Annotated in this window: 20 protein-coding genes; 7 read left to right on the forward strand and 13 right to left on the reverse strand. The window is 67.0% G+C overall.

Translation table 11 applies throughout. The features are described 5' to 3' along the window. Positions 1-87 precede the first annotated feature (87 nt). The 3 genes from QNO00_RS02365 to QNO00_RS02375 all read left to right on the forward strand — a co-directional run bounded on the left by QNO00_RS02365 (position 88) and on the right by QNO00_RS02375 (position 3,137). A complete protein-coding gene (locus tag QNO00_RS02365; protein ID WP_229965506.1) occupies positions 88-885 on the forward strand; it encodes a peptidylprolyl isomerase in 798 nt (265 codons plus the stop codon). Positions 886-937: 52 nt separating this feature from the next. Continuing rightward, the gene (locus QNO00_RS02370) at positions 938-2,380 is read left to right on the forward strand and encodes a DUF349 domain-containing protein (protein WP_284023497.1); all 1,443 of its coding nucleotides are present in this window, start codon (positions 938-940) and stop codon (positions 2,378-2,380) included. An 85-nt stretch (positions 2,381-2,465) separates the two neighbouring features. Continuing rightward, the gene (locus QNO00_RS02375; RefSeq protein ID WP_284023498.1) at positions 2,466-3,137 is read left to right on the forward strand and encodes a hypothetical protein; all 672 of its coding nucleotides are present in this window, start codon (positions 2,466-2,468) and stop codon (positions 3,135-3,137) included. Here the strand turns inward: QNO00_RS02375 and QNO00_RS02380 are convergent. From QNO00_RS02380 to QNO00_RS02415, 8 genes are all read right to left on the reverse strand, one after another. Continuing rightward, positions 3,122-5,617: a RelA/SpoT family protein gene (locus QNO00_RS02380; protein WP_502862990.1), complete on the reverse strand. Its 2,496-nt coding sequence runs from the start codon at positions 5,615-5,617 to the stop codon at positions 3,122-3,124. The two genes, QNO00_RS02375 and QNO00_RS02380, sit on opposite strands and share 16 nt — an antisense overlap. Before the next feature lie 191 nt (positions 5,618-5,808). Next, complete coding sequence (gene secF, locus QNO00_RS02385) at positions 5,809-6,849, reverse strand: protein translocase subunit SecF (protein WP_229965503.1); 1,041 nt, start codon at positions 6,847-6,849, stop codon at positions 5,809-5,811. A gap of 2 nt (positions 6,850-6,851) precedes the next feature. Continuing rightward, positions 6,852-8,567, reverse strand: coding sequence for a protein translocase subunit SecD (gene secD / locus QNO00_RS02390; protein WP_229965501.1), 1,716 nt, complete (start codon positions 8,565-8,567; stop codon positions 6,852-6,854). Positions 8,568-8,658: 91 nt separating this feature from the next. Further along, positions 8,659-9,147: a preprotein translocase subunit YajC gene (gene yajC / locus QNO00_RS02395; protein WP_442860484.1), complete on the reverse strand. Its 489-nt coding sequence runs from the start codon at positions 9,145-9,147 to the stop codon at positions 8,659-8,661. A 239-nt stretch (positions 9,148-9,386) separates the two neighbouring features. Continuing rightward, positions 9,387-10,448, reverse strand: a complete 1,062-nt coding sequence (gene ruvB / locus QNO00_RS02400) for a Holliday junction branch migration DNA helicase RuvB (protein ID WP_284023550.1) — start codon at positions 10,446-10,448, stop codon at positions 9,387-9,389. Positions 10,449-10,473: 25 nt separating this feature from the next. Further along, positions 10,474-11,103: a Holliday junction branch migration protein RuvA gene (ruvA, locus tag QNO00_RS02405; protein ID WP_229965500.1), complete on the reverse strand. Its 630-nt coding sequence runs from the start codon at positions 11,101-11,103 to the stop codon at positions 10,474-10,476. A 142-nt stretch (positions 11,104-11,245) separates the two neighbouring features. Further along, on the reverse strand, positions 11,246-11,851 hold the full coding sequence (gene ruvC / locus QNO00_RS02410; RefSeq protein ID WP_229965498.1) for a crossover junction endodeoxyribonuclease RuvC: 606 nt from the start codon (positions 11,849-11,851) through the stop codon (positions 11,246-11,248). A 7-nt stretch (positions 11,852-11,858) separates the two neighbouring features. Next, positions 11,859-12,614, reverse strand: coding sequence for a YebC/PmpR family DNA-binding transcriptional regulator (locus QNO00_RS02415; RefSeq protein ID WP_284023499.1), 756 nt, complete (start codon positions 12,612-12,614; stop codon positions 11,859-11,861). A 495-nt stretch (positions 12,615-13,109) separates the two neighbouring features. Between QNO00_RS02415 and QNO00_RS02420 the strand changes: the two genes are divergently transcribed. Continuing rightward, entirely contained in the window at positions 13,110-14,381 is a 1,272-nt protein-coding gene (locus QNO00_RS02420) for a Mur ligase family protein (RefSeq protein ID WP_229965495.1), read from the forward strand. Continuing rightward, the gene (locus QNO00_RS02425) at positions 14,378-15,142 is read left to right on the forward strand and encodes a type 1 glutamine amidotransferase (RefSeq protein ID WP_284023500.1); all 765 of its coding nucleotides are present in this window, start codon (positions 14,378-14,380) and stop codon (positions 15,140-15,142) included. Before QNO00_RS02420 ends, QNO00_RS02425 begins: the two co-directional genes overlap by 4 nt. Positions 15,143-15,152: 10 nt before the next feature. Here the strand turns inward: QNO00_RS02425 and QNO00_RS02430 are convergent, their stop codons facing one another. Further along, entirely contained in the window at positions 15,153-16,397 is a 1,245-nt protein-coding gene (locus QNO00_RS02430; protein ID WP_284023501.1) for a CapA family protein, read from the reverse strand. Between the two features lie 102 nt (positions 16,398-16,499). On the opposite strand from QNO00_RS02430, the gene QNO00_RS02435 reads away from it, so the two are divergent. Continuing rightward, positions 16,500-18,521, forward strand: coding sequence for a M3 family metallopeptidase (locus tag QNO00_RS02435; protein WP_284023502.1), 2,022 nt, complete (start codon positions 16,500-16,502; stop codon positions 18,519-18,521). A gap of 6 nt (positions 18,522-18,527) precedes the next feature. After that, entirely contained in the window at positions 18,528-19,241 is a 714-nt protein-coding gene (locus tag QNO00_RS02440) for a GNAT family N-acetyltransferase (protein WP_284023503.1), read from the forward strand. A 125-nt stretch (positions 19,242-19,366) separates the two neighbouring features. Here QNO00_RS02440 and pgsA read toward each other — a convergent pair whose 3' ends face one another. The 4 genes from pgsA to QNO00_RS02460 form a co-directional block, all read right to left on the reverse strand. After that, positions 19,367-19,987, reverse strand: a complete 621-nt coding sequence (gene pgsA / locus QNO00_RS02445) for a phosphatidylinositol phosphate synthase (protein WP_229965489.1) — start codon at positions 19,985-19,987, stop codon at positions 19,367-19,369. A 3-nt stretch (positions 19,988-19,990) separates the two neighbouring features. Beyond that, a complete protein-coding gene (locus QNO00_RS02450) occupies positions 19,991-20,593 on the reverse strand; it encodes an HIT family protein (protein WP_229965487.1) in 603 nt (200 codons plus the stop codon). A gap of 38 nt (positions 20,594-20,631) precedes the next feature. Next, positions 20,632-22,644 (reverse strand): threonine--tRNA ligase, encoded by a 2,013-nt coding sequence (gene thrS / locus QNO00_RS02455; RefSeq protein ID WP_229965485.1) that lies wholly within the window; start codon positions 22,642-22,644, stop codon positions 20,632-20,634. 79 nt (positions 22,645-22,723) lie between these two features. After that, a complete protein-coding gene (locus QNO00_RS02460) occupies positions 22,724-26,170 on the reverse strand; it encodes a DNA polymerase III subunit alpha (RefSeq protein WP_284023504.1) in 3,447 nt (1,148 codons plus the stop codon). Positions 26,171-26,181: the final 11 nt, after the last annotated feature.

Below are 26,181 nucleotides of genomic sequence, written 5' to 3' on the forward strand. Positions count from 1 at the left end.
CACCAAGGCGAACCGGACCGACTGCCACCGCCGGGCCGGCGCCGCCGGCACGGCCGCCGATGTTTCACCGTTCCGTCAGGAGAATCCGTGGCCGCCACCCGCCAAGACCGCGAAACCCGCCGGCGCATCGCCAGGATGCAGGCCAGACGCAACCTGCAGCAAAGCCACGGCAGGCGCCGCACCCGGGACAACCTCTTCGCCGGTGCGGCCGGCGCGCTGGTCCTCGCCCTTGCCGTGGCCCTGCAGGTTGCGTGGTTCTCGTCCAATCCGACGCCGGAGGAAACCCGGCTCATCGAGCAGCAGGCAGCCGCCGCAACTGCCGAGCCCACGCCTGAGCCAACCGAAAGCGCCGCGGGCATCCCGGACAAGTCGACCGCCGAGGGCCGGGTCTTTTCCGGAACCCTGGCCACCAGCGCCGGGAACCTCGATGTCGAACTCGACGGCGCCGCCGCCCCTCAGGCCGTGGCCGTCTTTGCGTCCCTGGCTGAGTCGGGGTTCTTCGCCGGCAAGACCTGCCACCGCCTGACCACGGCCGAAACCATGGGGGTGCTCCAGTGCGGTTCGCTCAACGGGGACGGCGCCGGCGACCCCAACTACCAGTGGGGGCCGGTGGAGAACGCGCCGGCCGACGGCGTGTATCCGGCCGGGTCCATCGCAGTGGCCCGCGCGGGTACCACGGACAGCCACGGCACGCAGTTCTTCCTGGTGTACAAGGACTCGATTATTCCGCAGGATACGGGCGGCTACACGATCATGGGTAAGCTAACCTCAGGGCTGGATGTTCTGGAATCGGTCGCCGCACAGGGAGCTGTGGAAAACGGCGCGGAAACCTCGGACGGCCAGCCGAAAACCCCGGTGACGATAGACTCGTTTACCCTGAAGTAAATGGCAGCGCGGGCTCGCACACTGCCAAACCTCGAGTGAAAGACTTTTAGCGGTGACAGACAGTCAGAAATCCGACGAAACAGTTTCCAGGCCCGTCCCGGAGGCTTCCGACACGCAACGGCCCGCAGCGCCCAGTCCGGCAGCCTTCGCCGCCCGGCACCCGGCGCCTGCCGCAGCTGCGGAGGGCGGTCCGGCCGCCGCTCCCAAGCCGATAGTTGCGGCACCACCGGTGCGCTCGACGTCCCTTGAGGAAGCGGCCCGCTTCGCCCGGGTTGAGGAAGACGGCCACGTTTTCCTGATTGTGAACGGCGAAGAGTTCCCGGTGGGCCAGTATCCCGATGCCAGCCGCGATGAGGCCCTCGCCTACTTCGTGCGCAAGTACGACGACGTCGCCAGCCAGCTTGCGCTGCTGGAGGCCCGCGTGCAGGCCAAGGCTCCCACCACCGACATGCTCAAGACGCTGAAGCACCTCGGTGAGCAGGTTGCCGAGCGCAAGATGGTCGGCGACGTGCTGGCCCTCGACGCGCAGATCGAGACCCTGCGGACGAGCATCAAGAAGGCCGAAGCCGCAGAACGGGCCGAGGCCGAAGCCGTCAAGGCCCGTGAGCTTGCCGCCCGCGAAGCGATCGTGGCCGAGGCCGAGGAAATTGCCGCCAAGGATCCCGCCACCATTCAGTGGAAGACCAGCAGCAACCGGATGAACGAATTGTTCGAGTCCTGGAAGGCGGCGCAGAAAAACGGCCCGCGCCTGGGCCGCAGCAACGAAGACAGCCTGTGGAAGCGGTTCCGTTCCGCCCGCACCGTCTTTGACCGCCACCGCCGTGCCTACTTCTCCCAGCTGGACAGCGAAAACACTGCTGCCAAGCGGGCCAAGGAAGCGCTGATTGTCCGTGCCGAAGAGCTGGCCACCTCCACCGACTGGGGCAACACGGCTGCCGAATACCGCCAGCTGATGGATGAGTGGAAAGCCTCCAAGCGCGCCAGCCGCAAGGATGACGATGCCCTGTGGGCGCGGTTCCGCGCCGCCCAGGACACGTTCTTTGCCGCCCGCCAGGCAGCCAACGAGGTCATCGATGAAGAATTCGCTGCGAACCTGACGGTCAAGGAGGAACTGCTCAAGGAAGCCCAGGGCATCCTTCCGGTCCGCGACCTCACCGCTGCCCGCAAGGCGCTGAACTCCATCCGCGACCGCTGGGAGGCGGCCGGCAAGGTTCCGCGTGCCGACATGGGGCGGATGGAAGCCGGAATCCGCAAGATTGAGGAAGCCGTCAAGGCCGCCGAGGATGAGCACTGGCAGAAGAGCAATCCGGAAACCAAGGCGCGGACCAACAGTGCCCTGAGCCAGCTCGAAGCCACGATCGCGTCCCTCGAGGAAGACCTGGCGAAAGCCGAGAAGGCCGGCAACGCGAAGAAGATCGCTGAAGCCCGGGAGGCCCTCGAAGCCCGCCAGCAGTGGCTGGCCATGCTGCAGAAGTCAGCCGAGGACTTCTCCTAGCACCCCCATCAAGGCCCTGCCGACCGTTTTCCACAACGGGCGGCAGGGCCTTTTGTTTTGCACGGACGTCGGCAAGGGTTGGTGCATGCCGGCAACGCTCTTTCCCTACCCCGGTGTGTTGCCGGCCGTCACCTCCACCGGCGGTGCATTGTTTTCAGCCGGAGGTGATTTTTCCAGTGTTGAGCTGCAGGCCATGGAAAAGGACGGTCTGCTGAAGCGGGTCTACGCTGACACCTACGTCCGCTGGGACCTGGAGCCCGACCCGGTGTGCCGCGCCGTCGCGGCGGCCAACTGCCTGTCCGAACGTCTTCGGGCACGAATCATGCTGGGACGCCTCACCGCCGCCTGGGTGTACGGCTGCGCGCCGGCACCGCAGCGGCTGCAGCTGCTGATTGACCACGGCCGCCGCACCACGGCGCTGGCGCCCTTCAGCATCGCCGTCCTGCATGAGGTGCGGCTGGGCCCTGAGGACGGCATGGACATCGCGGGCATCATGGTGACCACTCCCCTGCGCACCGCCATGGACCTTGCCCGCCACGGCCCCCGGGATCAGTCAGTCAGCGCCCTGCTGGCCATCGCTGCGGACCCCGTGCTCCGCTGTCCGCTCGGCCGCGTCCGCAGCGCGGTGGAGGCCGTTGCCCGGCTGCCGGGCAAGTCAACGGCGCTGCACCGCCTGGATGCCGCCATCGCGCTGGCGGCGTCGGGCCAGGTGCCGGAGCCCCGGTTGGCACCGCCGCCGGATCAGACGCGGCGCTGAGACCCGGTCGTGCGGTAGACGTCGAACACGCCGTCGATCTTCCGGACCGCACTCAGGATGTGGTCGAGATACTTGGGGTCGCCCATCTCGAACACAAACTTGGACATGGCCACCCTGTCACTGGAGGTGTTCACGCTGGCCGAGAGAATGTTCACGTGGTTTTCGGAGAGCACCCGGGTGACGTCCGACAACAGGCTCTTGCGGTCCAGGGCTTCCACCTGGATTTCCACCAGGAAGACCGAGGACTGCGTGGGAGCCCAGTCCACCGGAACAATGCGGTCCGGCTGGTCCCGAAGTTCGGACACGTTGCGGCAGTCGCTGCGGTGCACCGAGACGCCTGAACCGCGGGTGACAAAGCCAATGATCGGGTCCGGCGGCACCGGCGTGCAGCAGCGGGCCAGCTTCACCCAGACGTCGCCAACACCGCGCACCGTCACGCCGGAGTCGGAGAACTTGGGCCGGCGGGCGGCCGTTGAGACCGGGGTTTCCGCGAGGTCCTCTTCGGCGCCCTGATGCCCGCCCATGAGCGAGACCAGGTGTTCGATGACGTTCTGCGCCGAGGTGTGCCCGTCGCCGACCGCCGCGTAGAGAGCGGAGATGTCCTGGTGGTGCAGTTCCTGTGCCACCGTGACCAGGGCGTCGTGGGTCATCAGCCGCTGCAGCGGCAGGTTCTGCTTGCGCATGCCGCGCGTGAGCAGGTCCTTGCCCTTGTCGATGGCCTCTTCCCGGCGTTCCTTGGTGAACCACTGCCGGATCTTGTTCCGGGCCCGGGGGCTCTTGACGAAGCCCTGCCAGTCCTGGCTGGGTCCGGCGCCTTCCGCCTTGGAGGTGAAGATTTCCACCCAGTCACCGTGCTCGAGCTCGCTGTTCAGCGGCACCAGCTTTCCGTTGACGCGGGCTCCGATGGTCCGGTGGCCCACCTCGGTGTGAACGGCATAGGCAAAGTCCACCGGTGTGGAGCCGGCGGGCAGGGCCATCACCTCGCCCTTGGGGGTGAAGACAAACACTTCGCGGGCGTTGATCTCGAAGCGCAGCGAATCCAGGAACTCGTCCGGGTCCGAGGTTTCCTGCTGCCAGTCGACCAGCGACCGGAGCCAGCCCATGTCATTGTTTTCGGAACCGGCCGGCGTCTTGGAGCCGTCCTTGTACTTCCAGTGCGCGGCAACACCGTACTCGGCGCGGCGGTGCATGTCGTGCGTGCGGATCTGGATTTCCACCGGCTTTCCGCCGGGACCGATCACCGTGGTGTGCAGCGACTGGTACATGTTGAACTTCGGCATGGCGATGTAGTCCTTGAAACGCCCCGGCAGGGGGTTCCACCGCGCATGCAGGGCGCCAAGGGTCGCGTAACAGTCGCGCACCGAGTCAACGAGGACGCGCACGCCCATCAGATCATGGATATCGTCGAAGTCTTTGCCCCGGACGATCATCTTTTGGTAGATCGAGTAATAGTGCTTGGGCCGGCCGGTGATGGTGGCCTTGATCTTTACCGCGTGCAGGTCATCGGCGATCTGGGTGCGGACGGTGGAGAGGTACTTCTCGCGTTCCGGGGTGCGGTCCCCGACCATGCGCACAATCTCGTCGTACACCTTCGGATGCAGGGCGGCGAAGGAGAGGTCCTCGAGCTCCCACTTGATGGTGTTCATGCCGAGGCGGTGGGCCAGCGGTGCGAAAATTTCCAGCGTCTCGCGCGCCTTGCGGGCCGAGGATTCCTGCGAGACAAACCGCCAGGTGCGGGCGTTGTGCAGCCGGTCGGCAAGTTTGATGACCAGGACCCGAATGTCCTTGGCCATGGCCACAACCATCTTGCGCACCGTTTCGGACTGCGCGGCGTCACCGAACGTCACCTTGTCCAGCTTGGTGACGCCGTCCACGAGCATGGCCACTTCGGGACCGAAGTCGCGGCGCAGCTCGTCCAGGGTGTAGCTGGTGTCTTCCACCGTGTCGTGCAGCAGGGCCGCGGCCAGGGTGGTGCCGGTCATGCCCAGCTCGGCGAGGATGGTCGCCACCGCCACCGGGTGGGTGATGTAGGGATCGCCGCTCTTGCGCTTCTGCCCCTCATGGCTGCGTTCGGCCACCAGATAGGCCCGCTGGATCAGATCCAGGTCCTCTTTGGGATTGTTGACCCGGACTGTGCGGAGCAGCGGCTCGAGCATGGGCGAATACCCCGGACTGCTGCGGCCGGCCAGCCGGGCCAGCCGGGCACGCGTTGACGTCCGGCGCGCGGGCGCGGGGGCGGGCCGGGCGGCTGGAGCCTTGTCCGCGGACCCGGAACCGGCCGTCGGCTTGCCGGCAGCCGGCTGTCCGTCGGCAGCCGTGCCGGGCTTGGACGCCGGCGCTGTCTTGGGTGCCCGCGCCGGTTCCGGCGCGCGGGGCTGCCGGGGTGCAGCCGGAACCGGGGCTCCGGATCCTGCCGCGGCAGGTGTTCCCGGGGCCCTTCCTGCGCCAGCCTTGTCGGCTGGTGTCGCGCTCTCGCCCACTGCTGCCCCTTCTGTGACGTGTTCGACCTTTTCCACCCTAAGCGCTCCCGTTCCCCCACGTCACGGCGACGTCCGGCAAACTAGTCTTCGGCACAAGTCTATGCCCGTGCCGGTCACCGGTTAAACCACCGGTTCCGCACCCCGCCGCGAAAATGGGGGTACGGAACCGGTGTGCGGAACGGAGAATGCGGTCAGCTGCCGGCGGTCACTGCCGAGGCACCCGCGGGTGCTGCGGCAGCGGCTTCCTTGGCTTCCTGCGCGCGGCGTTCTTTCACGCGTTTGGCCTGCCGGACAATCTCCGGCTCGTTGCGGCGCAGCCAGGCATACATCGGAGCGGCAATGAAGACGGTTGCCACAGTGCCCAGGATGATGCCGATAAACAGCGCGAGGGACAGGTCCTTCAGCGTGCCGGCACCTAGCAGGAACGCGCCGATGAACAGCACCGAGGCCACGGGCAGAACCGCCACCACCGACGTGTTGATGGACCGCACCAGGGTTTGGTTCACCGCGAGGTTCACCTGTTCCATGAAGGTGCGCTTGGTGCTCTTGTCCAGGTTCTTGGTGTTTTCCCGAACCTTGTCAAAGACCACCACTGTGTCGTACAGCGAATAGCTGAGCACCGTTAGGAACCCGATGATGGCCGACGGCGTCACCTCGAAACCGCTGAGGGAGTACAGGCCCGCCGTGGTCACCATGACCACCAGCAGTGCGGTGATGGCGGCGACGGACATCTTCCAGGTCTTGAAGTACAGCCCCATCAGCACGGCAGCCAGGGCGACGAAAACCACCAAGCCGATCAGTGCCTGCCGGCTGACGTCCTCGCCCCAGCGCGGGCCGATGAACGTCGAGGTGACCTGGTCATCCTCCACGCCGTAGGCCTCGGCCAGGTTGTCCTTGACCTCCAGCGTCTGGTCGTCGGTGAGCTGCTCGGTCTGCACGCGCATGGTGCCCGGGGCGATGTTGATGATGCGTGCCTCGCTGGCAATATCGCCAACAGCCTCTTCGCCGGTGGCAATTTCGGTGTTCGCGGCCCCGGAGACGGTGAATTCGGATCCGCCGCGGAAGTCAATGCCGAGGTTGAAGCCGCCCTTCACGACCGGAATCAGGATCGAGAGGACAACGGCGACGGCTGCGATCAGGAACCAGAGCTTGGCCTTGGGCACAAACGGGTAGGAACGCTTGCCGGTGTAAAGCTCGTTGCCGAAGGTGGCAAAGCTGGGGAGCTTGCTCATTCCTAGCCCTCCTTTTCTGTGCTGGGGCCGGATCCGGCCAGTGATTCCTGTTTCTCGGCCTGCCGGCGTTCGGCGATGGTCATGCGGCGCTCGGCTTCCTTGCTGGCAGCCTTGTTCTTGGTGCGGACCGGAACCGTGCCCGGTTCGCGGATCCGTCCGGCGCCGCGGTACAGCGGAACGGCACCCAGGCGGGTCGTGTCCAGCCCGGACCACTTGTGGCCCTCGCCGAAGAACTTGGTCTTCGCCAGCAGCACCATCGTGGGATGCGTGAACATGAACACGACGATGAGGTCGGCGATGGCCGTCAGGCCAAGGGTGAAGGCGAATCCGCGGACGTTGCCGACAGCCACGAAGTACAGCACGACGGCGGCAAGCACGTTGACTGCCTTGGAGGCCAGGACGGTGCGCTTGGCCCGCTTCCAGCCGTTGTCCACGGCGGCGACCAGCCCGCGCCCGTCGCGCAGTTCATCACGGATGCGTTCGAAGTAGACGATGAAGGAGTCGGCCGTCTGGCCGATGGCCACGATCAGGCCGGCCACGCCGGCCAGAGACAGCCGGTAGTTCTGCGACCAGCCCAACAGGCAGATGGCGAGGTAGGTCAGGACGCCGGCCACCACCAGCGAGACGATGGTGACAAAACCCAGGGCGCGGTACTGGAACAGCGAGTAGACGGCCACCAGGGCCAGGCCGATGAGGCCGGCGATGAGGCCCATCTTGAGCTGGTCGGCGCCGAGGGTTGCCGAAACCTGCTGTTCGCTCTGGATGTCGAAGCTGATCGGCAGCGCGCCGTACTTCAGCTGCTCGGACAGAGCCTGCGCGGATTCCTGCGTGAAGTTGCCGGTGATGCGGGGCTTGCCGTCAGTAATGACACCCTGCACTGTGGGAGCCGAGATGACCTGGCCGTCCAGCACGATGGCGAACTGGTTGTGCGGATCGCCCTGCTGGAAGGCAAAGAGCCGTTCGGTCACGGCACGGAAGGTGTCGGTGCCCTCGCCGTTGAACTCGATGTTCACGCCCCACTCGTTGATCGAGGCGCCCTGGCCGCTCTGGGACATGCCGAAGGTGGCATCTGCGATGTTGGAGCCCGGAACTTCCACCGGACCGAGGATGTACTTGGCGCCGGTTCCCGGTTCGCAGGTGATCAGCGGCTGGTCGGCCGGAGCCACTTCAGTGGATGCTTCCAGCGTGGCCGGATCCAGGCAGTTGGTGCTCTCAAATTCGCGGTACAGCTCCGGCGTGATCCAGTTGTCGTCCGAGGCGTTCGCCGGCTCAGCGGCGGGCTTCGGAAGCTGCTCTTCGGGCAGCGGCGTTTCAACCGGCCCGCCGGCGGCGATGGCCAGAACCGGCCGGAACTCCATCTGGGCGGAAGCCTGGATCAGCTCACGGGTTTCAGCGGACGGAACGCCGGGCAGCGAAACCACGACGTTGCGGTTGGACTGCGTGGTGATCTCGGCTTCGGAAACACCGCTGCCGTCCACCCGCTGGCGGATGATCTCCACGGCCTGGTCCAGCTGTTCCTGGGTGATCTCGGATCCGCCCTGCACCTGGGGCGCGAGGATCATTTCGGTGCCGCCCTCAAGGTCGAGGGCAAGTTTGGGGGTCCAACTGGCGTTGCTCCACATGGAACCACCGCCGAGCAAAAGGGCCATGGCAGCAAAAATGACGCCCAACCAGAGGAGCGTCTTTTTCGCGGCCGAGCCGGGGCCGGTACGAGGCATAGGGGATAGTCCTTATAGGGGTGAGACACCGGAGGCGTTGTTGACCCCGGCCAGCCTGCGGAGACTCTTCCCCCGCAGGCCCGTGGGAAGTCTAGTTCTCTTTCTTGTTTTCGCGGTTCAGCCGATCAAGTGTTTCCTCGGGAGTCTCATCGGCGTGGGCCGCAGACTCATCGCGGCGGACCGTTTCGCCGGCGGGTGCGGCGTCGGTGCGGTCAGCGGCAGTGATCGACGAAGCGTCGTCCGGGACAACCGGGCTCTCGTCAGCTGCGGGCTCGCTGGTGACTACCTTGGTCAGCGCCTGCATGTGGACGGTGGCCGTGTTACCGGGGGAAAGCTCCAGAACTGCCTTGTTCTCTTCCGCGTTGATCGACACGATGGTTCCGAACAGCCCGAACTGGGTCATGACTTCGGTTCCGGGAACCATCTGGGTCCGCTGCTCCTGGACCGTCTTCTGCGTCTTCTTCTGCTTGCGGAACATCATGAAGATGAACACTGCCAGCAGGACCGGCAGCAGCAGGCTGGAGAACGAGAAGCCGGTGGTCTGTTCCGGATTGGTTTGGGCCATGATGTTTAAGAACACAGAGTGGTTCCGTTTCTGTTGGAGAAGAGTGTGCAGATGTCACTGGAACGGCCGGCACCGGCGTCGGCACTGCCGTCGAGTTGTTCTCGCAGCCGGGCACACAGCCCGGCCAATGAATGACCAGTCTAAAGGTAAACGTGTACGGGAGCGCATAAGTTGCGGCACACGCTGTACTTTTCCGGTATTCTCCCCGATCATTTTGGCTCGCCGGGTCCCCGGGACTCAAGCCGGCCGGGAGGCTACCCGGCATCCGACTCCGGAGAGGTGTTGGTTCCCGGTCCCGAGAACATGTTCTCGGGCAGCCCGGCGGCAACGTTGTCCGGCATCTGGAGGCCCAAATGTTCCCAAGCGGCGCGGGTGGCAACCCGGCCGCGCGGGGTCCGGCCCAGCAGGCCTTCGCGCACCAGATACGGCTCCGCGACGGTCTCCACGGTTTCCGGTTCCTCGCCGACGGCGATGGCCAGGGTGGACAGGCCCACCGGTCCCCCGTTGAACTTCGTGATGAGCGCCCGCAGCACTGAGCGGTCGAGCCGGTCCAAGCCGCGGGCGTCCACCTCATACATGTCCAGGGCGGCGCCGGCAGTCCGCGCGTCGATCTGGTCCACGCCGTGCACCAGCGCCCAGTCCCGCACCCGGCGCAGCAGCCGGTTGGCGATGCGCGGCGTACCCCGGGAGCGGCCGGCAACTTCAGCGAACCCGGCGGAATTGACCTTCATGTCCATCAGCATTGCCGAGCGGCGCAGCACCAGCTCCAGCTCCGTCGTGGAGTAGAACTCAAGGTGTCCGGTGAAGCCGAAGCGGTCCCGCAGCGGACCGGGCAGCAGGCCGGCCCGCGTGGTGGCGCCCACCAGGGTAAACGGCGGCAGGTCCAGCGGAATGGCCGTGGCGCCGGCGCCCTTGCCCACGATGATGTCCACCCGGAAATCTTCCATGGCCATGTAGAGCATTTCCTCGGCCGGCCGCGACATCCGGTGGATCTCGTCGAGGAACAGCACCTCCCCCTCGGTGAGGGAGGACAGGATGGCGGCCAGGTCACCGGCGTGCTGGATGGCCGGGCCGGACGAAATGCGCAGCGGCGCGTTCATTTCGGCAGCGATAATCATCGACAGGGTGGTCTTGCCCAGCCCGGGAGGCCCGGACAGCAGCACGTGGTCGGCGCTGCGGCCCCGCAGCCGGGAGGCTTCCAGGACGAGGGAGAGCTGCTCGCGCACGCGTTTCTGGCCGACGAAATCGTCGAGGTTCTTCGGCCGCAGGGCCGCCTCGATCGCCTTGTCGTCCGGGTCACCGGTGGGGGCAACGATACCGTCCCCGGGAAGGGCTGACACCTCAGCTCACCTGCTGGCGCGGTGCGCGGGCACGGGCGCCGTCGGTGCCCAGGCGGCGGAGGGTCAGCTTCAGGATTTCGCCCACGTTGCCGGCGGCGGCGACGTCCGGCGCTTCGGCGACGGCGGCGTCGATGGCCGCTGTGGCGTCCTTCTCCGTCCAGCCCAGTCCGGTCATGGCGGCCAGGACCTGGTCCTGCCAGCGTGCTGTTGCCGGAGCGTCCGCAGTGCCCAGCGGCACCAGCTTGTCGGCCAGTTCCAGCACGATCCGGCGGGCGCCCTTGGGTCCGATGCCGGAAACCTTGCTGAAGGCCTTGTCATCACCGGAGGACGCGGCCACGCGGATTGCTTCCGGGGTGTGGACGGCCAGGACGGCCAGCGCAATGCGCGGGCCGACGCCGCTGACGCTCAGCAGCGTTTCGAAGACTTCCCGCTGGTCGGCGTCGGTGAAGCCGAACAGCGTCATGGAGTCCTCGCGGACAATCATGGCGGTCTGCACCAGTGCTTCACGGCCCACGTGCAGGGAGCTCAGCGTCTGCGGCGTGGCCTGAACCAGCATTCCGAGGCCATTAACGTCGATCACTGCCGAGTGCAGGCCAACGTGCGTTACGGTCCCGCGCAGGGATGCGATCATGACAAAACTCCAGGGGCTGTGTAGAACATATCTACGAATACCCTACTGCGTGCCGGCAGCATTCCCCGGTTCCGGCACGCTGCCGCAGGAGTATCAGCCACGCCGGGCCGGTCAACACAGGGGCCGGTCAACACAGAGCCGGTCAGCGCCGGGCGCGGGCTTCGGCTTCAGCCCAGAGCCGTTGGGCCGGCGTCAGCCCGGCGGTGGGCGGCCGTACCGCCGCCCGCGCCCCGGAGGCCGATCCCGCCGTCGTCTGCCCCGGTCCGGCAACACCGCGCCGCCAAGCGTGCGTGATGGCCAGCGCGAGGGCGTCGGCGGCGTCGGCGGGTTTGGGCGGCGCGTCGAGGCGCAGGATCTTGGTGACCATTTTGCCCACCGCGTCCTTGTTCGCCCCGCCGGACCCGGTGACCGCGGCTTTCACCTCGGTGGGCGTGTGCAGGGCCACCGGAATGCCGCGCCGCGCCGCGGCGGCGATGACGACGCCGGAGGCCTGCGCGGTGCCCATGACGGTGCTGACGTTGAGCTGGCTGAACACCCGTTCCACGGCCAGGACATCGGGCTTGTGGGTGTCCAGCCACAGGTCAATGGCCTCGGCAATCACCAGCAGCCGCGCGTCCAGGGCAGTTCCCGCCTCGGTGCCGACCACTCCCACCGCCACCAGGGTGGCACGGCGGTTGCGTTCGACGTCGACCACGCCCAGGCCGCACCGGGTCAGGCCCGGATCAACACCGAGGACGCGCAGGCTCACCCGGCGCTCAGTCGTCTTCGAGCTGAGCGAAGACCTCGGCGGGGATGTCGGCGTTGGAGTACACGTTCTGGACGTCGTCCAGGTCCTCGACGGCGTCCACGAGCTTCAGGAACTTCCGGGCGTTGTCGGCATCCAGTTCCACGTGCATGGAGGGCAGGAACTCGGCTTCGTCGGTGTCGTACTCGATGCCGGCTTCCTCGAGGGCGGCGACGACGCCGCGCAGGTCGGCAGCTTCCGAGATGATCTCGAAGTTCTCGCCGGATTCCTTGACCTCGTCAGCGCCGGCGTCGAGCACTGCCATCAGGAGGTCGTCCTCGGTGAGGTCCTTCTTCGGCAGGGTGACAACGCCCTTGCGGGTGAACATGTAGGCCACCGACCCGGGGTCGCCCATGTTGCCGCCGTTGCGGGTGACAGCCAGGCGCACCTCGGAGGCGGCGCGGTTCTTGTTGTCGGTGAGGCACTCAATGAGCAGGGCGGTGCCCTGCGGGCCGTAGCCCTCGTACATGATGGTCTGGTAGTCGACGGCGTCGCCCAGGAGACCGGCACCGCGCTTGACGGCGCGGTTGATGTTGTCGATGGGGACAGAGGTCTTCTTGGCCTTGGAAACGGCGAGTTCCAGGCCGGGGTTGCCGGCCATGTCGGCGCCGCCTGCGCGGGCCGCAACTTCGATGTTCTTGATCAGCTTGGCGAAGGACTTCGCACGCTTGGCGTCAACGACTGCCTTTTTGTGCTTAGTGGTTGCCCATTTAGAGTGGCCCGACATGCTCTACGCTTCTCCTCTGATCACTGGATAAAAAGTTCGTGGACCCCCAGTCTCTCCCCCGCTGCCTCCTGATGGAAACAAGTGGAAAACAGGGTGGCCGGCAGGATTCCCGAACGCACTGCCCCAATTCTAGCTACTGAATCGTTCGCAGGCGCATGACCGCCGCCCCGAAGTCGGAAGGTGCGGGCGTTCCGGGTGTCCCAGCGCCGGCCGTCAGGTCACTTGTCCGAGGTCGCACGGGGCGTGACCTGCGCACCGCCCATCCTTCGTGCAGATCAGGTTCTCCGGAAAAATCCTTCGTGCAGATGCGGTTCTCAAAACGAGGAAAAAGGCCCTTTAGCGTGCATGATCTGCACGAAGGATTTCCGCACGGCCCCAAAGAGTCCATGATCTGCACGAGAGATCTCCGCGCCGGGCGCCGGGCAGGCGCCGGTGAAGGCCCTCCGCGGCTGCCGGGGAAGGCCGAAAGGGCTCCTTACGATATATTCATAAACCATGAGTTCTTTCTCCGTCCTGACAGGCAAGCTGGTCCGCAGTGCCTCCAAACTGCGCGGCGGCGGCTCCGCACTGCCCGGTCTGGTGGTGGAGAAAATCGACCCCGATTTCATTCGCCGCACCTTGGCCGACCTTCCGCTGGGTGTCGCCGTGGTCTCCGGCACCAACGGCAAAACCACAACCACCAAGATGGTTGTCGAACTTCTCGAATCCCAGGGCCTGAAGGTGTTCACCAACCGCACCGGCAGCAACTTCACCCGCGGTGTCGCCGCGGCCCTGCTTGGCGAGGTCGACTGGCGCGGGCGCCTGGATGCCGACGTCGCCGTCCTGGAACTGGACGAGGCGCACGCCGTGCACTTCGTGAAGCTGATCCAGCCCCGCTATTCGCTGCTGCTGAACGTTCTCCGCGACCAGCTGGACCGCTTCGGCGAGATCGACAAAACCACCCGGCTGCTGGAGGCCATCGCGAAGGCCACCACCGGAACCGTGGTCCTGAACCGCGAGGATCCGCGCGTCGCCGGCATTGCCGCGTCGCTGGACAAGCAGGAGGTCCGCTACTTTGGCCTCGACGCGTCGCTGCGCAGCACCTTCCCGAATGACGACGAGATGCGCGGGTCCAAGGCCGAGGCCCTGGCCGCCGTGCTGCCCGCCGACGTCGTCCTGGAGCGCGTGGCCGAAACCGATGCCGACTTCCGCGTGGACGACGCCGTCGTGACCACCGGCCTGAAGCTGCGCGGGGTCTACAACATCTTCAACGCAGCGGCCGCCCTGGCGCTGGCCCGCGTGATTTCCGGACCGCAGGCCAATTCCGAGGCCCTGTTCACCGCGCTGTCCAATGTGGAGCCGGCGTTTGGCCGCGGCGAGTCGCTGGTGGTCAACGGGCAGCCGCTGGAACTGGTGCTGGTGAAGAATCCCAGCGGTTTCCGGCTCGGCCTGAAGTCCTTTGCCGCCCACGGCTACTCGACCATGATCGCGATCAATGACAACTACGCCGACGGCCGGGACATGTCCTGGCTGTGGGACGTCGATTTCGAGACGCTCGCCGAGAACGGTGTGAACATGGTCACCGGCGTGCGCGCCTACGACATGGCGCTGCGGCTGAAGTACGACGACGTGCCGGTGGCGGACATGGACCCGGACATCACCGATGCCCTGAAGAAATTCATCACAGTCTCCGGCCAGCGCCCGATGCGTATTTTCTGCACCTACACGGCCATGCTGGCCGTGCGGCGCGAACTTTCCAAGATCACGACAGTAGAGGTGGTCTCATGAGCGAGGACCTGTCAGCGGCGCAAGACCGGACCATCAATGTCCTGCAGCTGTATCCGGGGGAAATGAACATTTACGGCGACTGGGGCAACGTCCTGGTGCTGAAGCAGCGCCTGAAATGGTACGGATACAAGGCCAACGTCCTGGAATACAACGTGGGCGACGAGTTCCCCGCGGGCGTTGACCTGCTGGTCGGCGGCGGCGGACAGGACAGCGGGCAGGTCGTCATTCAGGACGATCTGCAGGCACTGGCCCCCACGCTGCGCGCCATGGCCGAGGACGACGTGCCGATGCTGGCGATCTGCGGGCTGTACCAGCTGTTCGGCCGGTTCTTCAAGACGCACACCGGCACCGTGATTCCCGGCATCGGGCTGCTGGACCTGGAAACGCACGGCGGCACCGAGCGGCTGATCGGCAACGTGCTCTCGGTCAGCGAGGAGTTCGGCGAGATTCACGGCTATGAAAACCACAGCGGCCAGACCTTCCTGGGCCCGGGCGTGAAGCCGCTGGCCGAGGTGCGCAAGGGCGAGGGCAACAACACCAAGGACAGCTACGAGGGCGCCCGTTACCGCAATGTGGTGGCCAGCTACCTGCACGGCTCGCTGCTGCCGAAGAACCCGGCCATCGCCGACTTCCTGATTCAGCAGGCCGTGATCCGCAAGTTCGGCTCCTTTGATCCGGTGCCGCCGTCGGTGCAGGACCTGGAGGAGCTGGCGAAGCTCTCCGAGCTGGCGCGGCAGCACGCCGGGCAGCGCCCGCGGTAACCCGCCGCAGTCAGGGCGCCGGCTCCGCGCTGACCAGCCACTCGCGGGCACCGGCCTCGGCCGCGCCCATGGACTCGACGACGCCGATGGTCCGGGCCCGCACCGCCGCCGCCTGGCTTTCCGAAGCGCACGCGCCCTGCGGCCGGTCAGCCGCCACGGAGCACCAGCGGTAGGGGTCACTGACAATCACCGACGGAGCCCAGGCCAGATCCGTGACGCTCCAGCCGCCGACGTCGTCCTGGCCGAACTGCGCGCGCAGGATCAGTCCTTCATTGTTCACGTCATACCAGGGCGAGAGTTCGGTGACGGCGTTGCCCAGCCCGTATGCAATCCAGGTGCCGTTGTAGTTTTCGATCGGCAGCACCGAGTGGCTGTGGTGACCGTAGATGAAGTCGAACTCGCCGCTGTCGGCCAGGGCATGCGCCGTTTCAATCTGCTGCGCGTTGGGCACCGACGCGTATTCATCGCCGGCGTGGACCGCCCCCACCACGACGTCGGCGCCGGCGGCCCGGGCGGCCTGCGCCCGGGCGATCATGTCCGCCGGATCCAGCAGATCCACCTGCCAGTCGAACTCGGCGCTCATGCCGTTCAACCCGTAGGTCGCCTCGATCACCGAGACCTTCGCCGCCGGGGCCTCCAGGATCATCGGCTCCGCCGCGTCCGCCTCCGAGGCGTAGGAACCGGTGTGTTCCAGCCCCAGGGCATCCAGTTCGGCCAGGGTGCGGTTCAGGCCCGCGGTCCCGGCATCGACGGTGTGGTTGCTGGCCGTGGTGCAGGCGTCATACCCCACGTCCTGAGCGGCGGACAGGATCTGTGGCGGAACGTTGAACAGCGGATAACCGGCGTAGGGCCCCTGCGCCTCCGCAACGGGGGTTTCCATGTGGCAGATGCCCAGGTCAGCGCGGTCGAGGTAGGCCCGCTTGCCTTCGAGCAGCGGCCTGAAGTCCAGCGGCTTGCGTCCGGAGGCCGCCGCGTCGGTCTCGGCCTGTGCCCACAGCTGCGGATGCACCAGCAGATCTCCGGCCAGCATCATCGAAAAGCACCGCACGGCCGCACAACCCGCGCCCAGGCCGGGAGTGGGTTCGGGAACCGCAGCGGGCGACGGTGCCGCGGTCCCCGCCGCGGCGTCCGAAGAGATGCGCGGTTCCGAGGACTGCGCCGGGTCGGAGGGCACCGGGTCGGAGGTTCCCGGGGAGCATCCGGCCGCCAGTACCAGCAGCAGTACAGCCGTGAACCCAAACCTGCGTGCACCCATGATCGCTCCCGCCCTCCCGAAGACCGCACCGCGCAGCCGGAGCAAGCGTACGACGGCGTTTCGGTTGTTCGCCTCACCGCGCATGTGCGAGTCTTGACCCTTATGAGTAACCCTTTCCTGAGCACCAGTACGCTGCCCTATCAGTTGCCGCCGTGGAAGGAGATCACCCCTGATGATTTCCTGCCCGCCTTCAAAGCCGGCTTCGAGGAACAGCTTGCCGAGATCGATGCGATTCTGGCCAACCCGCAGGCACCCGATTTCACCAACACGGTAGCCGCGATGGAGCTGGCCGGCCAGACGCTGGCGCGGACGGCCTCTGCGTTCTTCACCCTCACCGCGGCGGACGCCACGGACCAGGTGCAGGCCATCCAGCAGGAAGTGGGACCGCAGCTGGCCGCCCACGAGGACAGCATCTACCTCAACAAAGCCCTCTGGGCGCGGCTTGAAGCAGTATCCCCCGAAGGTTTGGACGCCGAATCGGCGCGGCTCCTGGACGAGTACCGCCGCAGCTTCATCCGCGCCGGAGCCCGGCTCGACGACGACGGCCAGGCCCGCATGCGCGAACTGAACTCCCGCCTGTCGGTGCTGGGCACCGACTATGCCCAGAAACTGCTTCGGGACACCAACGATTCGGCGCTGCTCCTGGCAGACGCTGCCGAACTGGACGGGCTTTCCGCTGATGACGTTGCCTCAGCCGCCGCGGCCGCCGCCGAAGCCGGCGCCGAGGGCAGCTACCTGCTGTCCCTGGTCCTGCCTACCTCGCAGCCAGCCCTTGCCTCGCTGACGAACCGGGAAACCCGCCGCCGGCTCCTCGAGGCGTCGCTGAACCGCGGATTCCGCGACAACGACGACAACACTCTGGCCCTCGCCTCCGAAATGGCGGCCCTGCGTGCCGAACGGGCCGCCCTGCTGGGTTTCGCCAACCTCGCCGAGTTCGCCACCGATAACCAGACCGCTCCGTCACTGGACGCCATCCACTCAATGCTCGACCAGCTGGGTCCGCCGGCGGTCCGCAATGCCCGCGCCGAAGCGGAGCTGCTGCGCGAGGCCGCCCGCCGGGACGGCATTGACGAGCTCGCCGCCTGGGACTGGTCCTACTATTCCGAACAGGTCCGCCGCGAGAAGTTCAGCGTGGACCGCTCGGCGCTCCGTCCCTACTTTGAACTGGAACGGGTGCTGAACGACGGCGTCTTTTATGCCGCCAACCGGCTCTACGGGCTGACCTTCACCGAACGGCCGGACCTCACCGGCTACCATCCGGATGTCCGCGTCTGGGAAGTGAAGAACGACGACGGTTCAGCCCTCGGCCTGTTCCTGGGCGACTACTACACCCGCGACACCAAGGCCGGCGGCGCCTGGATGAACTCCCTCGTGCACCAGTCGGCGCTGCTGGGAACGCAGGCTGTGGTGATAAACAACCTGAATATTCCCAAGCCGCCCGCCGGCGAACCGACGCTGCTGTCCTTCGACGAGGTCGTCACGGCCTTCCACGAATTTGGCCATGCGCTGCACGGCCTGTTCTCCGACGTCACCTATCCGCAGTTCTCCGGCACCGCCGTCCCCCGGGACTTTGTCGAATACCCCTCGCAGGTCAATGAGATGTGGATGCTCTGGCCCGAGGTCGTGGCCAACTTTGCCAGGCACCACGTCACCGGGGAGCCGCTGCCGCAGGAAACGATCGACAGGATTGAAGCTGCGTCCACCTGGGGCGAGGGTTTCGGCACCACCGAGTACCTCGGCGCGGCCCTGCTGGACCTGGCCTGGCACGAGCTTGCCCCCGGAGAGACGGTGGCCGATCCGCAGCAGTTCGAGGCCGACGCCCTGAGCCGGGCCGGCGTTGCCCTGGACCTGGTGCCGCCGCGCTACCGGTCCGGCTATTTCAAGCACATTTTCGCCGGCGGCTACGCGGCCTCGTACTACGCCTACATCTGGAGCGAGGTCCTGGATGCCGACACGGTGGAGTGGTTTAAGGAGAACGGCGGGCTGACCCGCGAAAACGGCGACCGGTTCCGCCGTGAGCTGCTCGCGCGGGGCAACAGCATCGACCCGCTGCAGGCTTTCCGGAACTTCCGGGGCCGCGAAGCCGCCATTGAGCCGCTGCTGCACCGCCGCGGGCTGGCCTGATCCGCGATGGTGACCATTGCTGCCTGTCAGGACCTTCACCAGGACTGGCTTAAGAAGCTGGCCGGCGTCACCGGCGGCCGGACCTTCTCCACGCATGAAGCGGAGTGGGTCTGGCTGCCGGCACGGCGGCAGCTGGTGCTGCTGTATCCGCAGCGGATTTCCCCTGCCGGGATCCGTCCCGGCCTGACCGAAGGCATGCGGCTGGGCGCCCAGAGTGTGTCCGTCTGGCTGAACAACGCGGTGGGTTACGCACCGCTGGAGGCCTTCGGTTTCCGCCGCGGCCCGCAGCCGCTGTGGATGAGCGCCCCGGTTGACGCGCCGCAGCAGTACAGCGCAGCGGCTGCAACAATCGATCCGGAGCCCGCCGAGGTGTCAGGGCCCGACGCCGAAGAACTCGCCGCCGGGCGCGGCCATCCCCGCACCGCTTGGCACCTGACCACGCGCGGTGAGGGGAAACTCACCGGCCGGGCCTGGGTGTACGTGCCCGCCGCGGAGGAGCCGGGAAAATCTCTGGGAGGCATCTTTGGCCTGGCCGTGGGCCCGTCCAGCCGTCGCCAGGGCTACGGAACGGCGCTGTTGAGCCGGGCCGCCACTGTTGCGGCCACCGCCGGCGCGAACCGGCTGGCGATCAATGCCGCTCCGCTGGGCGCCGAACTCTGTGCAGCCCGGGGCTTCGAGCTGATTGGCCGCGGCCAGCAGCTGACCCTGGACCTGCGCTGACACTGCAGGCCTTCCCGGAAGATCCGGCGGCAGCCGCCGTCCGTAGTACAGGCAACGGTCTTATCAGCTCGGAATGAGCCCGTTATCTGTACAACGGATGGAGCGGGCTGCCGGAACTGGTGCGGCTAGGCGGCCGGGTTGCCCAGCTGGGCCTGCCGGTGCACGGCGCTCATGCGCTGGATGATCGTCACGCAGCTGGCCGCACACAGCGCCACCAGGACCACAAGCAGCAGGACTTCGGGAACGCCCAGCCCCACCAGGCCGGTGGCGACCAGCAGCGAGACCAGGCGTTCAGCGCGTTCGGCGATGCCGACGTTGGCGTTGAACCCCAGGGACTCGGCCTTGGCGCGGATGTAGGAGACCAGCATGCCCAGGACCAGGCAGATGATGGCTGCAACGCCGATCGCGTCGTTGTCGCCGCCGGTAAAGAACCAGATGCTGACACCGGCAAACAGGGCCCCGTCGGCAAACCGGTCCAGGGTGGAATCGAGGAACCCGCCCCATTTCCCGGTGCGCTCCTGCTGCCGCGCCATGATGCCGTCAATCACGTCGGAGAAGATGAACGCCGTGATGAACAGGGTTCCCCAGAACAGCTCGCCCAGCGGATAGAAGACCAGCCCGCCGATCATCACGCCCAGGGTGCCCAGGATCGTCACGGCGTCGGGAGTGACGCCCCGCTTCAGCAGCCAGGCAGCCAGCGGCGTGAACAGTCCGGTGAAGAAGCCGCGGGCGTATTTGTTCAGCACCGCTCAGTCCTCACTTGCCGCGGCCTGCGGCCAGGCGTCGGCCACCTGCCGGCGGACATCGCCGAGGGTCTGGGTGATGGCCTTGGTCTGCGCGATGATCGGCAGGAAGTTGCCGTCTCCACCCCAGCGCGGCACGATGTGCTGGTGCAGGTGCGCGGCGATGCCCGCTCCCCCGGTGACGCCCTGGTTCATGCCGAGGTTGAAACCGCTGGGATTGGACACCTTCCGCAGCACGCGCATGGCGGTCTGGGTGAGCGCGGCAATTTCAGCGGTTTCCTGCTCGTCGATGTCCGTGTAGTCCGGCACATGCCGGTACGGGCAGACGAGCAGGTGCCCGGCGTTATACGGAAACAGGTTCAGGATGACGAAGGCGTGCTTGCCGCGGTGCACAATCAGCGACTCCTCGTCCGAACGGGACGGAGCGGCGCAGAACGGGCAGTTGTGCTCCGAGGAGACCTGTTCCTGCCCGCCCTTGATGTAGGCCAGCCGGTGCGGAGTCCACAGGCGTGCAAAGGAATCCGGCACCCCGGGAAGCTCGAATGAATCCGTGACGCCGGCGTCGCCCGGGTAGGGACTGCCGCCGTCGTCCTGGCTGCTGTTATCCATCTGCACTCCTGCTCCCCCGCCGCTTCGCCCGGGACCGCTTACTTGTCCCGGTTCCGAACGGCCTCGACGATCCGCTTCACCGCTTCTTCAACCGGCACGCCGTTGTCCTGGCTGCCGTCCCGGAAGCGGAAGGACACGGCGCCGGCATCGGCGTCGTCGCCCCCGGCGATCAGGACAAACGGGATCTTGTCCTTGGACGCGGTGCGGATCTTCTTGGGGAACCGATCGGTGCCGGTGTCCACCTGGGCGCGGATGCCCTGGGCCTTGAGCTTGTCGACGACGTCGAACATGTAGTCGTTGAACGCCTCAGCCACGGGGATGCCGACCACCTGGACCGGAGCCAGCCAGGCCGGGAACGCGCCGGCGTAGTGCTCGGTGAGCACCGCCATGAAGCGTTCCACGGAACCGAACAGGGCGCGGTGGATCATGACCGGGCGCTGGCGGCTGCCGTCGGCGGCCTGGTACTCGAGCTCGAAGCGCTCGGGCAGGTTGAAGTCCAGCTGGATGGTGGACATCTGCCAGGTGCGGCCGATGGCGTCGCGGGCCTGGACGGAGATCTTCGGGCCGTAGAAGGCCGCTCCGCCCGGATCCGGGACCAGGTCCAGGCCGGAGGCTTCGGCAACCTCGGCGAGGGTGCGGGTGGCTTCGTCCCACACGTCGTCGGAGCCCACGTACTTCTCCGGGTCCTTGGTGGACAGTTCCAGGTAGAAGTCATCCAGGCCGTAATCCTTGAGCAGGTCAAGGACGAACTTCAGCGTGCTGGTGAGCTCGTCCTTCATCTGGTCGCGGGTGCAGTAGATGTGGGCGTCGTCCTGGGTCATGCCCCGCACGCGGGTCAGGCCGTGGATGACGCCGGACTTCTCGTAGCGGTACACGGAACCGAATTCGAACAGGCGCAGCGGCAGTTCGCGGTAGGACCGTCCGCGGGAGCGGAAGATCAGGTTGTGCATGGGGCAGTTCATCGGCTTCAGGTAGTAGTCCTGGCCGGGCTTGATGACCGCGCCGGTTTCCGGATCGGTGACCTCGTCCACGTGCATCGGAGGGAACATGCCGTCGCGGTACCAGTCCAGGTGGCCGGAGACCTCGTACAGGTGGCCCTTGGTGATGTGCGGGGTGTAGACGAACTCGTAGCCGGCCTCGGTGTGCCGCTGGCGGGAGTAGTCCTCCATCGCCTTGCGGATGATGCCGCCCTTGGGGTGGAACACCGGCAGGCCGGAACCCAGCTCGTCCGGGAAGGAGAACAGGTCCAGTTCGGTGCCCAGCTTGCGGTGGTCGCGGCGCTCGGCCTCGGCCAGCCGTTCCTGGTAGGCCTTCAGCGCGTCCTTGGTGGGCCAGGCGGTGCCGTAGATGCGCTGCAGCTGCTGGTTCTTCTGGTCGCCCAGCCAGTAGGCGGCGGAGGAACGGGTCAGCGCGAAGGCGTTGGAGATGAGCTTGGTGTTGGGCAGGTGCGGGCCGCGGCAAAGGTCGCACCAGACGACGTCGCCGGACTTGCGGTCAACGTTGTCGTAGATGGTGATCTCGCCGGCACCGACCTCGATGTTCGCGCCCTCGCCGGCTTCGTCGGCGCCGTCCTTCTTGCCCAGCAGCTCAAGCTTGTACGGCTCGTTGGCCATGGCTTCGCGGGCTTCGTCTTCGGACACCACGCGGCGGGCGAACTTCTGGTTCGAGTTGATGATCTTCTGCATCATCTTCTCGAGGGTCTTCAGGTCCTCCGGCGTGAACGCCTCGGCAACGTCGAAGTCGAAGTAGAAGCCGTCCTTGATGTACGGGCCGATGCCCAGCTTGGCGTCCGGGCGCAGCTGCTGCACGGCCTGGGCCATGACGTGCGCGGTGGAGTGGCGCAGCACGTTCAGTCCGTCTTCGGAGTCGATGGTCACGGACTCCACGGAAGCACCCGGGGCCAGCTCGGTGTCCAGGTCCTTCAGGACGCCGTCCACGCGCATGACGACGACGTCGCGGCGGTCGAAGAACAGCTGTGCACCTGTGGTGCCAGTATCCACCGTGGTCTCTTCGCCGTCGACGATGAGGGTGAACTGTTCTGGCACTGACACGGTTGTCTCCTAGATTTGGTTTGTACGGCGTCTGCGGGCCGGTCAAGAGGTGACCGGCTCCTTCTGCGCCCCTTCGATGTTATCCGCTGTAGTTGGGCCCCACCAACCTGCCGCGCTGGAGACGGGGCAGGTTGGCGGTGTCATTCAGGTCCCAGGCCTCCAGCGCCTGCATGCTGATCCCGCGCGGCCCGGTGCGGCGGGTCAGGCCGCGAACGAGCATCAGCTGCGTTCCGAAGAGCAGCGGACCGGTTTTTTCCTGCGCCTCGGTGAAGAACGTGCAGTCGACGCAGCCGGTGCCGTCGTCGAGGCTGATGAACACCACCCGGCGGCCGCCGCGCATGGGCGGCGTCTGCGTGGCCACCCGGATCCCGGCCACCAGCACCTCGGTACCGTTGCGCAGCTCCATCAGGTCCCGGGCCTTGGTCACGCCCAGCTTCGCCAGCAGCGGGCCATAGCTGTCGATCAGGTGGGCGCTGACGTCCACTGACAGGAGGTCCAGTTCGGTGCGCACCTTTTCGCGCAGCGTCGGTTCGGGCAGTTCGGCGGGCAGGTTCTCCAGTTCGGTGTCGCCCAGCGGCAGCGCGAGCTGGCCGGGAATCGGATCGTATTTCCGCGGTGCGCTCCGCGGCGGAGCCAGGTCCAGGTGGTGCAGCAGATCGGCCCGGGAGGCCGCTGTACCGGTGCCTTTCGCCAGGGAGTCGAAGGCGCCCAGGGCGGCCAGCCGGATCAGGGTTCTCCGTCCGACCTTGGCGCGGGCGCGCAGATCGGCCAGCGAATCATAGGGCTGGCCGGCGGCGATGCGCCGCAGTTCAGCGGCCGAGAGTCCGTAGATCCCGGCCAGGCTCAGCCGGATGCCCAGTTTTTCCGGCCGGGCCGGATGCCCGGGCGAGGCCGGAACCGCCGGCACCCGTTCCACCCGGTACTGGGCACCGCTGCGGTTGATGTCCAGCGGCAGGATGGGGATGCCCATCCGGCGGGCTTCCGCCACCAGCAACCGCCGCGGATACATTCCCGGATCGTGTTCAAAGATGCCGGCAAGGAACGCCTCGGGATGGTGTGCCTTCAGCCAGGCCGACTGGTAGGTGGGCACGGCAAACGCGGCTCCGTGCGCCTTGCAGAAACCGAAGCTGCCGAAAGCCTTCAGCGTGTCCCAGACCTTCCCGATGACCTGATCGCCGTAGCCGCGCTTGGCTGCCTCGGTCCGGAAGAAGTCCTCCACCGAGGCTTCGGCGTCCTCATTTCCCAGCAGCCGGCGCAGCACATCGGCCTTGGCCAGGCCGCAGCCGGTGAACACGTCGAAGGTCCGCAGCACCTGTTCGTGGAACACTGTCACGCCGTGGGTTTCGGCCAGGACCGGGCGCAGCGCCTCGTGCGGATACACCTCCGGTGACCAGCCGTGCCGGTGTTCCAGGAACGGGCGGACCATGTTGGATTTCATCGGCCCGGGCCGGAACAGCGAGATGTCGATGATCAGGTCGTTGAACTCCCGGGGGGCGAGCTTGCCGATCAGCTCGCGCTGGCCCGGGGACTCGATCTGGAAGCAGCCCAGGGTGTAGGTGCTGCAGATCAGGTCGTAGGTGGGCGCATCGTCCAGCGGCACGGCGTCGAGGTCGATGGAGCCGTCCTCGTGCACGTAGTCCGGGCCCTGCCCGTCCGGCCCGGCCGGATGGGCACCGGCGGCGACGGTGTCCGCCTTGGTCGGATGCAGCCGCCGCACCTCCTGCAGGGCGTACGCCATGGCGCTTTGCATCCGCACGCCCAGCACGTCGAGCTTGAGCATGCCCATCGGATCCATGTCGTGTTTGTCGAACTGGGACATGGGCAGGCCCAGGCCGGACGGCTGCACCGGCGTGCGGTCCAGCAGTGACGCATCCCCCAGGATTACTCCGCACGGGTGCATGGAAATGTGCCGGGGCAACCGGTCCAGGCGTTCGGTCAGATCCACCAGCAGATCCAGCTGCCGGTTGCCCTCGACCCGTTCCGCGACCTCCCGCAGCTCGGGCTTTTCCGCGAGCGCCTCCCGGAACTTCCGGGCGGAGAAGCGCCACAGCTGTTTGGCCACGGCTCCGATGTCTTCTTCGGGCAGCCCCAGCGCCATGCCGGCGTCGCGCACCGCCCCGCGGGCACGATAGCCGTTCTGCATGCTCATCAGGGTGACGCGTTCGGCGCCGAACCGTTCGAAGATGCGGTGATACACGTTGTGCCGCTGCGCGCTTTCGACGTCAATGTCGATGTCCGGCAGGGTGGAGCGGTCCTGCGAGAGGAAGCGTTCGAAGATCAGGTCATGGGCCAGCGGGTTCACGTGGCTGACGCCGAGGAGATAGTTCACCAGCGAGGAGGCTCCCGAGCCGCGGGCCGCGGCGCGCACCCCCATGCCGGTGATCATTGACGAGACCTCGGCGACGGTCAGGAAGTAGGCGGCGAAGCCCAGCCGTTCAATGATGCCCAGTTCGTGGGCCAGCCGGTTGCGCAGGCGCGCATCGGCGGCCGCGCCGGCGGCCGGGAACCTGCGCCCAATGCCCGCCTCGCAGCGGCGGACCAGCTCGGCCATGGGTTCGGATTCGATCCCGATCACCGATGCCTCCGGAACCACCGGCTGTTTCCAGCCCATGTCCGCCACCGGGTCCATTCGGCAGGCATCGGCGAGCGCCTCGGTGTCGCGGAGCAGGCGGGCCGCCCCCGCTCCCCCGTAGCCGGCCTCGGCGCTGATTTCCCGGGCGAGCGCCTTCATCTGTCCGGCGCTCTTCAGCCAGCCCTGCCCGTTGGGCTGCAGGTCCGCCAGCCGGGCCATGGACGTCAGCGCCCGTGCGGCGTCCAAGACGTCGGCGGTGGCGGCGCCGTCGGCGTCGACGTAGCGCACGGCGTTGGTGAGGACGGCCGGCAGCTGCAGTTCATCGGCCAGCCGGAACATCCGCACCGCGTGGGCGAGGCAGAGGTTGGCGCCCGGCGCGCTGAGGTGCGTCACCACCTCCACGGCAAGCGCCCGGCGCGGCAGCACCGCCTGCCAGCGGGAGAAGAGCGTGCGGGCGACGGCGTAGCTGCGGCTGCGCATGGCGATGCCGACGTCGGACCAGGGGCCAACGAGCACGGTCAGGACCGGGTCCTCCGGGTCGGTCCCGCCGGCGTGTGCGGCCAGCTGCTGCAGCGTCACCCCCACCGGCTGGCTGCCTTTGCGGGCCGCGGACGCCGAGGTGCCGGCATGGGCGTCCGAGATCAGCCGGCACAGCGCCCGGTAACCGGCGCCGCCGCGGCGGCCGTGCGCGAGGACCACCACCCGCCCGGTGACGGCGGGCCCCCCGTCCGGCCCCGGTTCGCCGAGCACCGCCAGGTCCACGCCGACAATCGGATCAATTCCGGCGTCCATGCAGGCCCGCAGGTGCTTGACGGTTCCGTACAGCCCGTCCCGGTCGGTGCAGGCCAGCGCGTCGGCGCCGTCGGCGGCGGCCGCTGCCGCAAGGTCCTGCGGCCAGGACACCCCGTAGTGGGCGCTGAAGGCTGTGGCGGCGTGCAGATGGGAAAAGCTCATGGCGGACGGAC

It is taken from the genome of Arthrobacter sp. zg-Y1219, from assembly GCF_030125545.1.
In the GTDB taxonomy this organism is placed as follows: Bacteria; Actinomycetota; Actinomycetes; order Actinomycetales; family Micrococcaceae; genus Arthrobacter_B.

Excerpts from the sequence above, each read along its gene's own strand:
- QNO00_RS02375 (WP_284023498.1), top strand. The coding sequence starts at position 2,466 with ATGCCGGCAACGCTCTTTCCCTACCCCGGTGTGTTGCCGGCCGTCACC.
- secF (WP_229965503.1), bottom strand. The coding sequence starts at position 6,849 with ATGAGCAAGCTCCCCAGCTTTGCCACCTTCGGCAACGAGCTTTACACC.
- secD (WP_229965501.1), bottom strand. The coding sequence starts at position 8,567 with ATGCCTCGTACCGGCCCCGGCTCGGCCGCGAAAAAGACGCTCCTCTGG.
- ruvA (WP_229965500.1), bottom strand. The coding sequence starts at position 11,103 with ATGATCGCATCCCTGCGCGGGACCGTAACGCACGTTGGCCTGCACTCG.
- QNO00_RS02415 (WP_284023499.1), bottom strand. The coding sequence starts at position 12,614 with ATGTCGGGCCACTCTAAATGGGCAACCACTAAGCACAAAAAGGCAGTC.
- QNO00_RS02420 (WP_229965495.1), top strand. The coding sequence starts at position 13,110 with ATGAGTTCTTTCTCCGTCCTGACAGGCAAGCTGGTCCGCAGTGCCTCC.
- QNO00_RS02425 (WP_284023500.1), top strand. The coding sequence starts at position 14,378 with ATGAGCGAGGACCTGTCAGCGGCGCAAGACCGGACCATCAATGTCCTG.
- QNO00_RS02430 (WP_284023501.1), bottom strand. The coding sequence starts at position 16,397 with ATGGGTGCACGCAGGTTTGGGTTCACGGCTGTACTGCTGCTGGTACTG.
- QNO00_RS02435 (WP_284023502.1), top strand. The coding sequence starts at position 16,500 with ATGAGTAACCCTTTCCTGAGCACCAGTACGCTGCCCTATCAGTTGCCG.
- QNO00_RS02440 (WP_284023503.1), top strand. The coding sequence starts at position 18,528 with ATGGTGACCATTGCTGCCTGTCAGGACCTTCACCAGGACTGGCTTAAG.
- QNO00_RS02450 (WP_229965487.1), bottom strand. The coding sequence starts at position 20,593 with ATGGATAACAGCAGCCAGGACGACGGCGGCAGTCCCTACCCGGGCGAC.
- QNO00_RS02460 (WP_284023504.1), bottom strand. The coding sequence starts at position 26,170 with ATGAGCTTTTCCCATCTGCACGCCGCCACAGCCTTCAGCGCCCACTAC.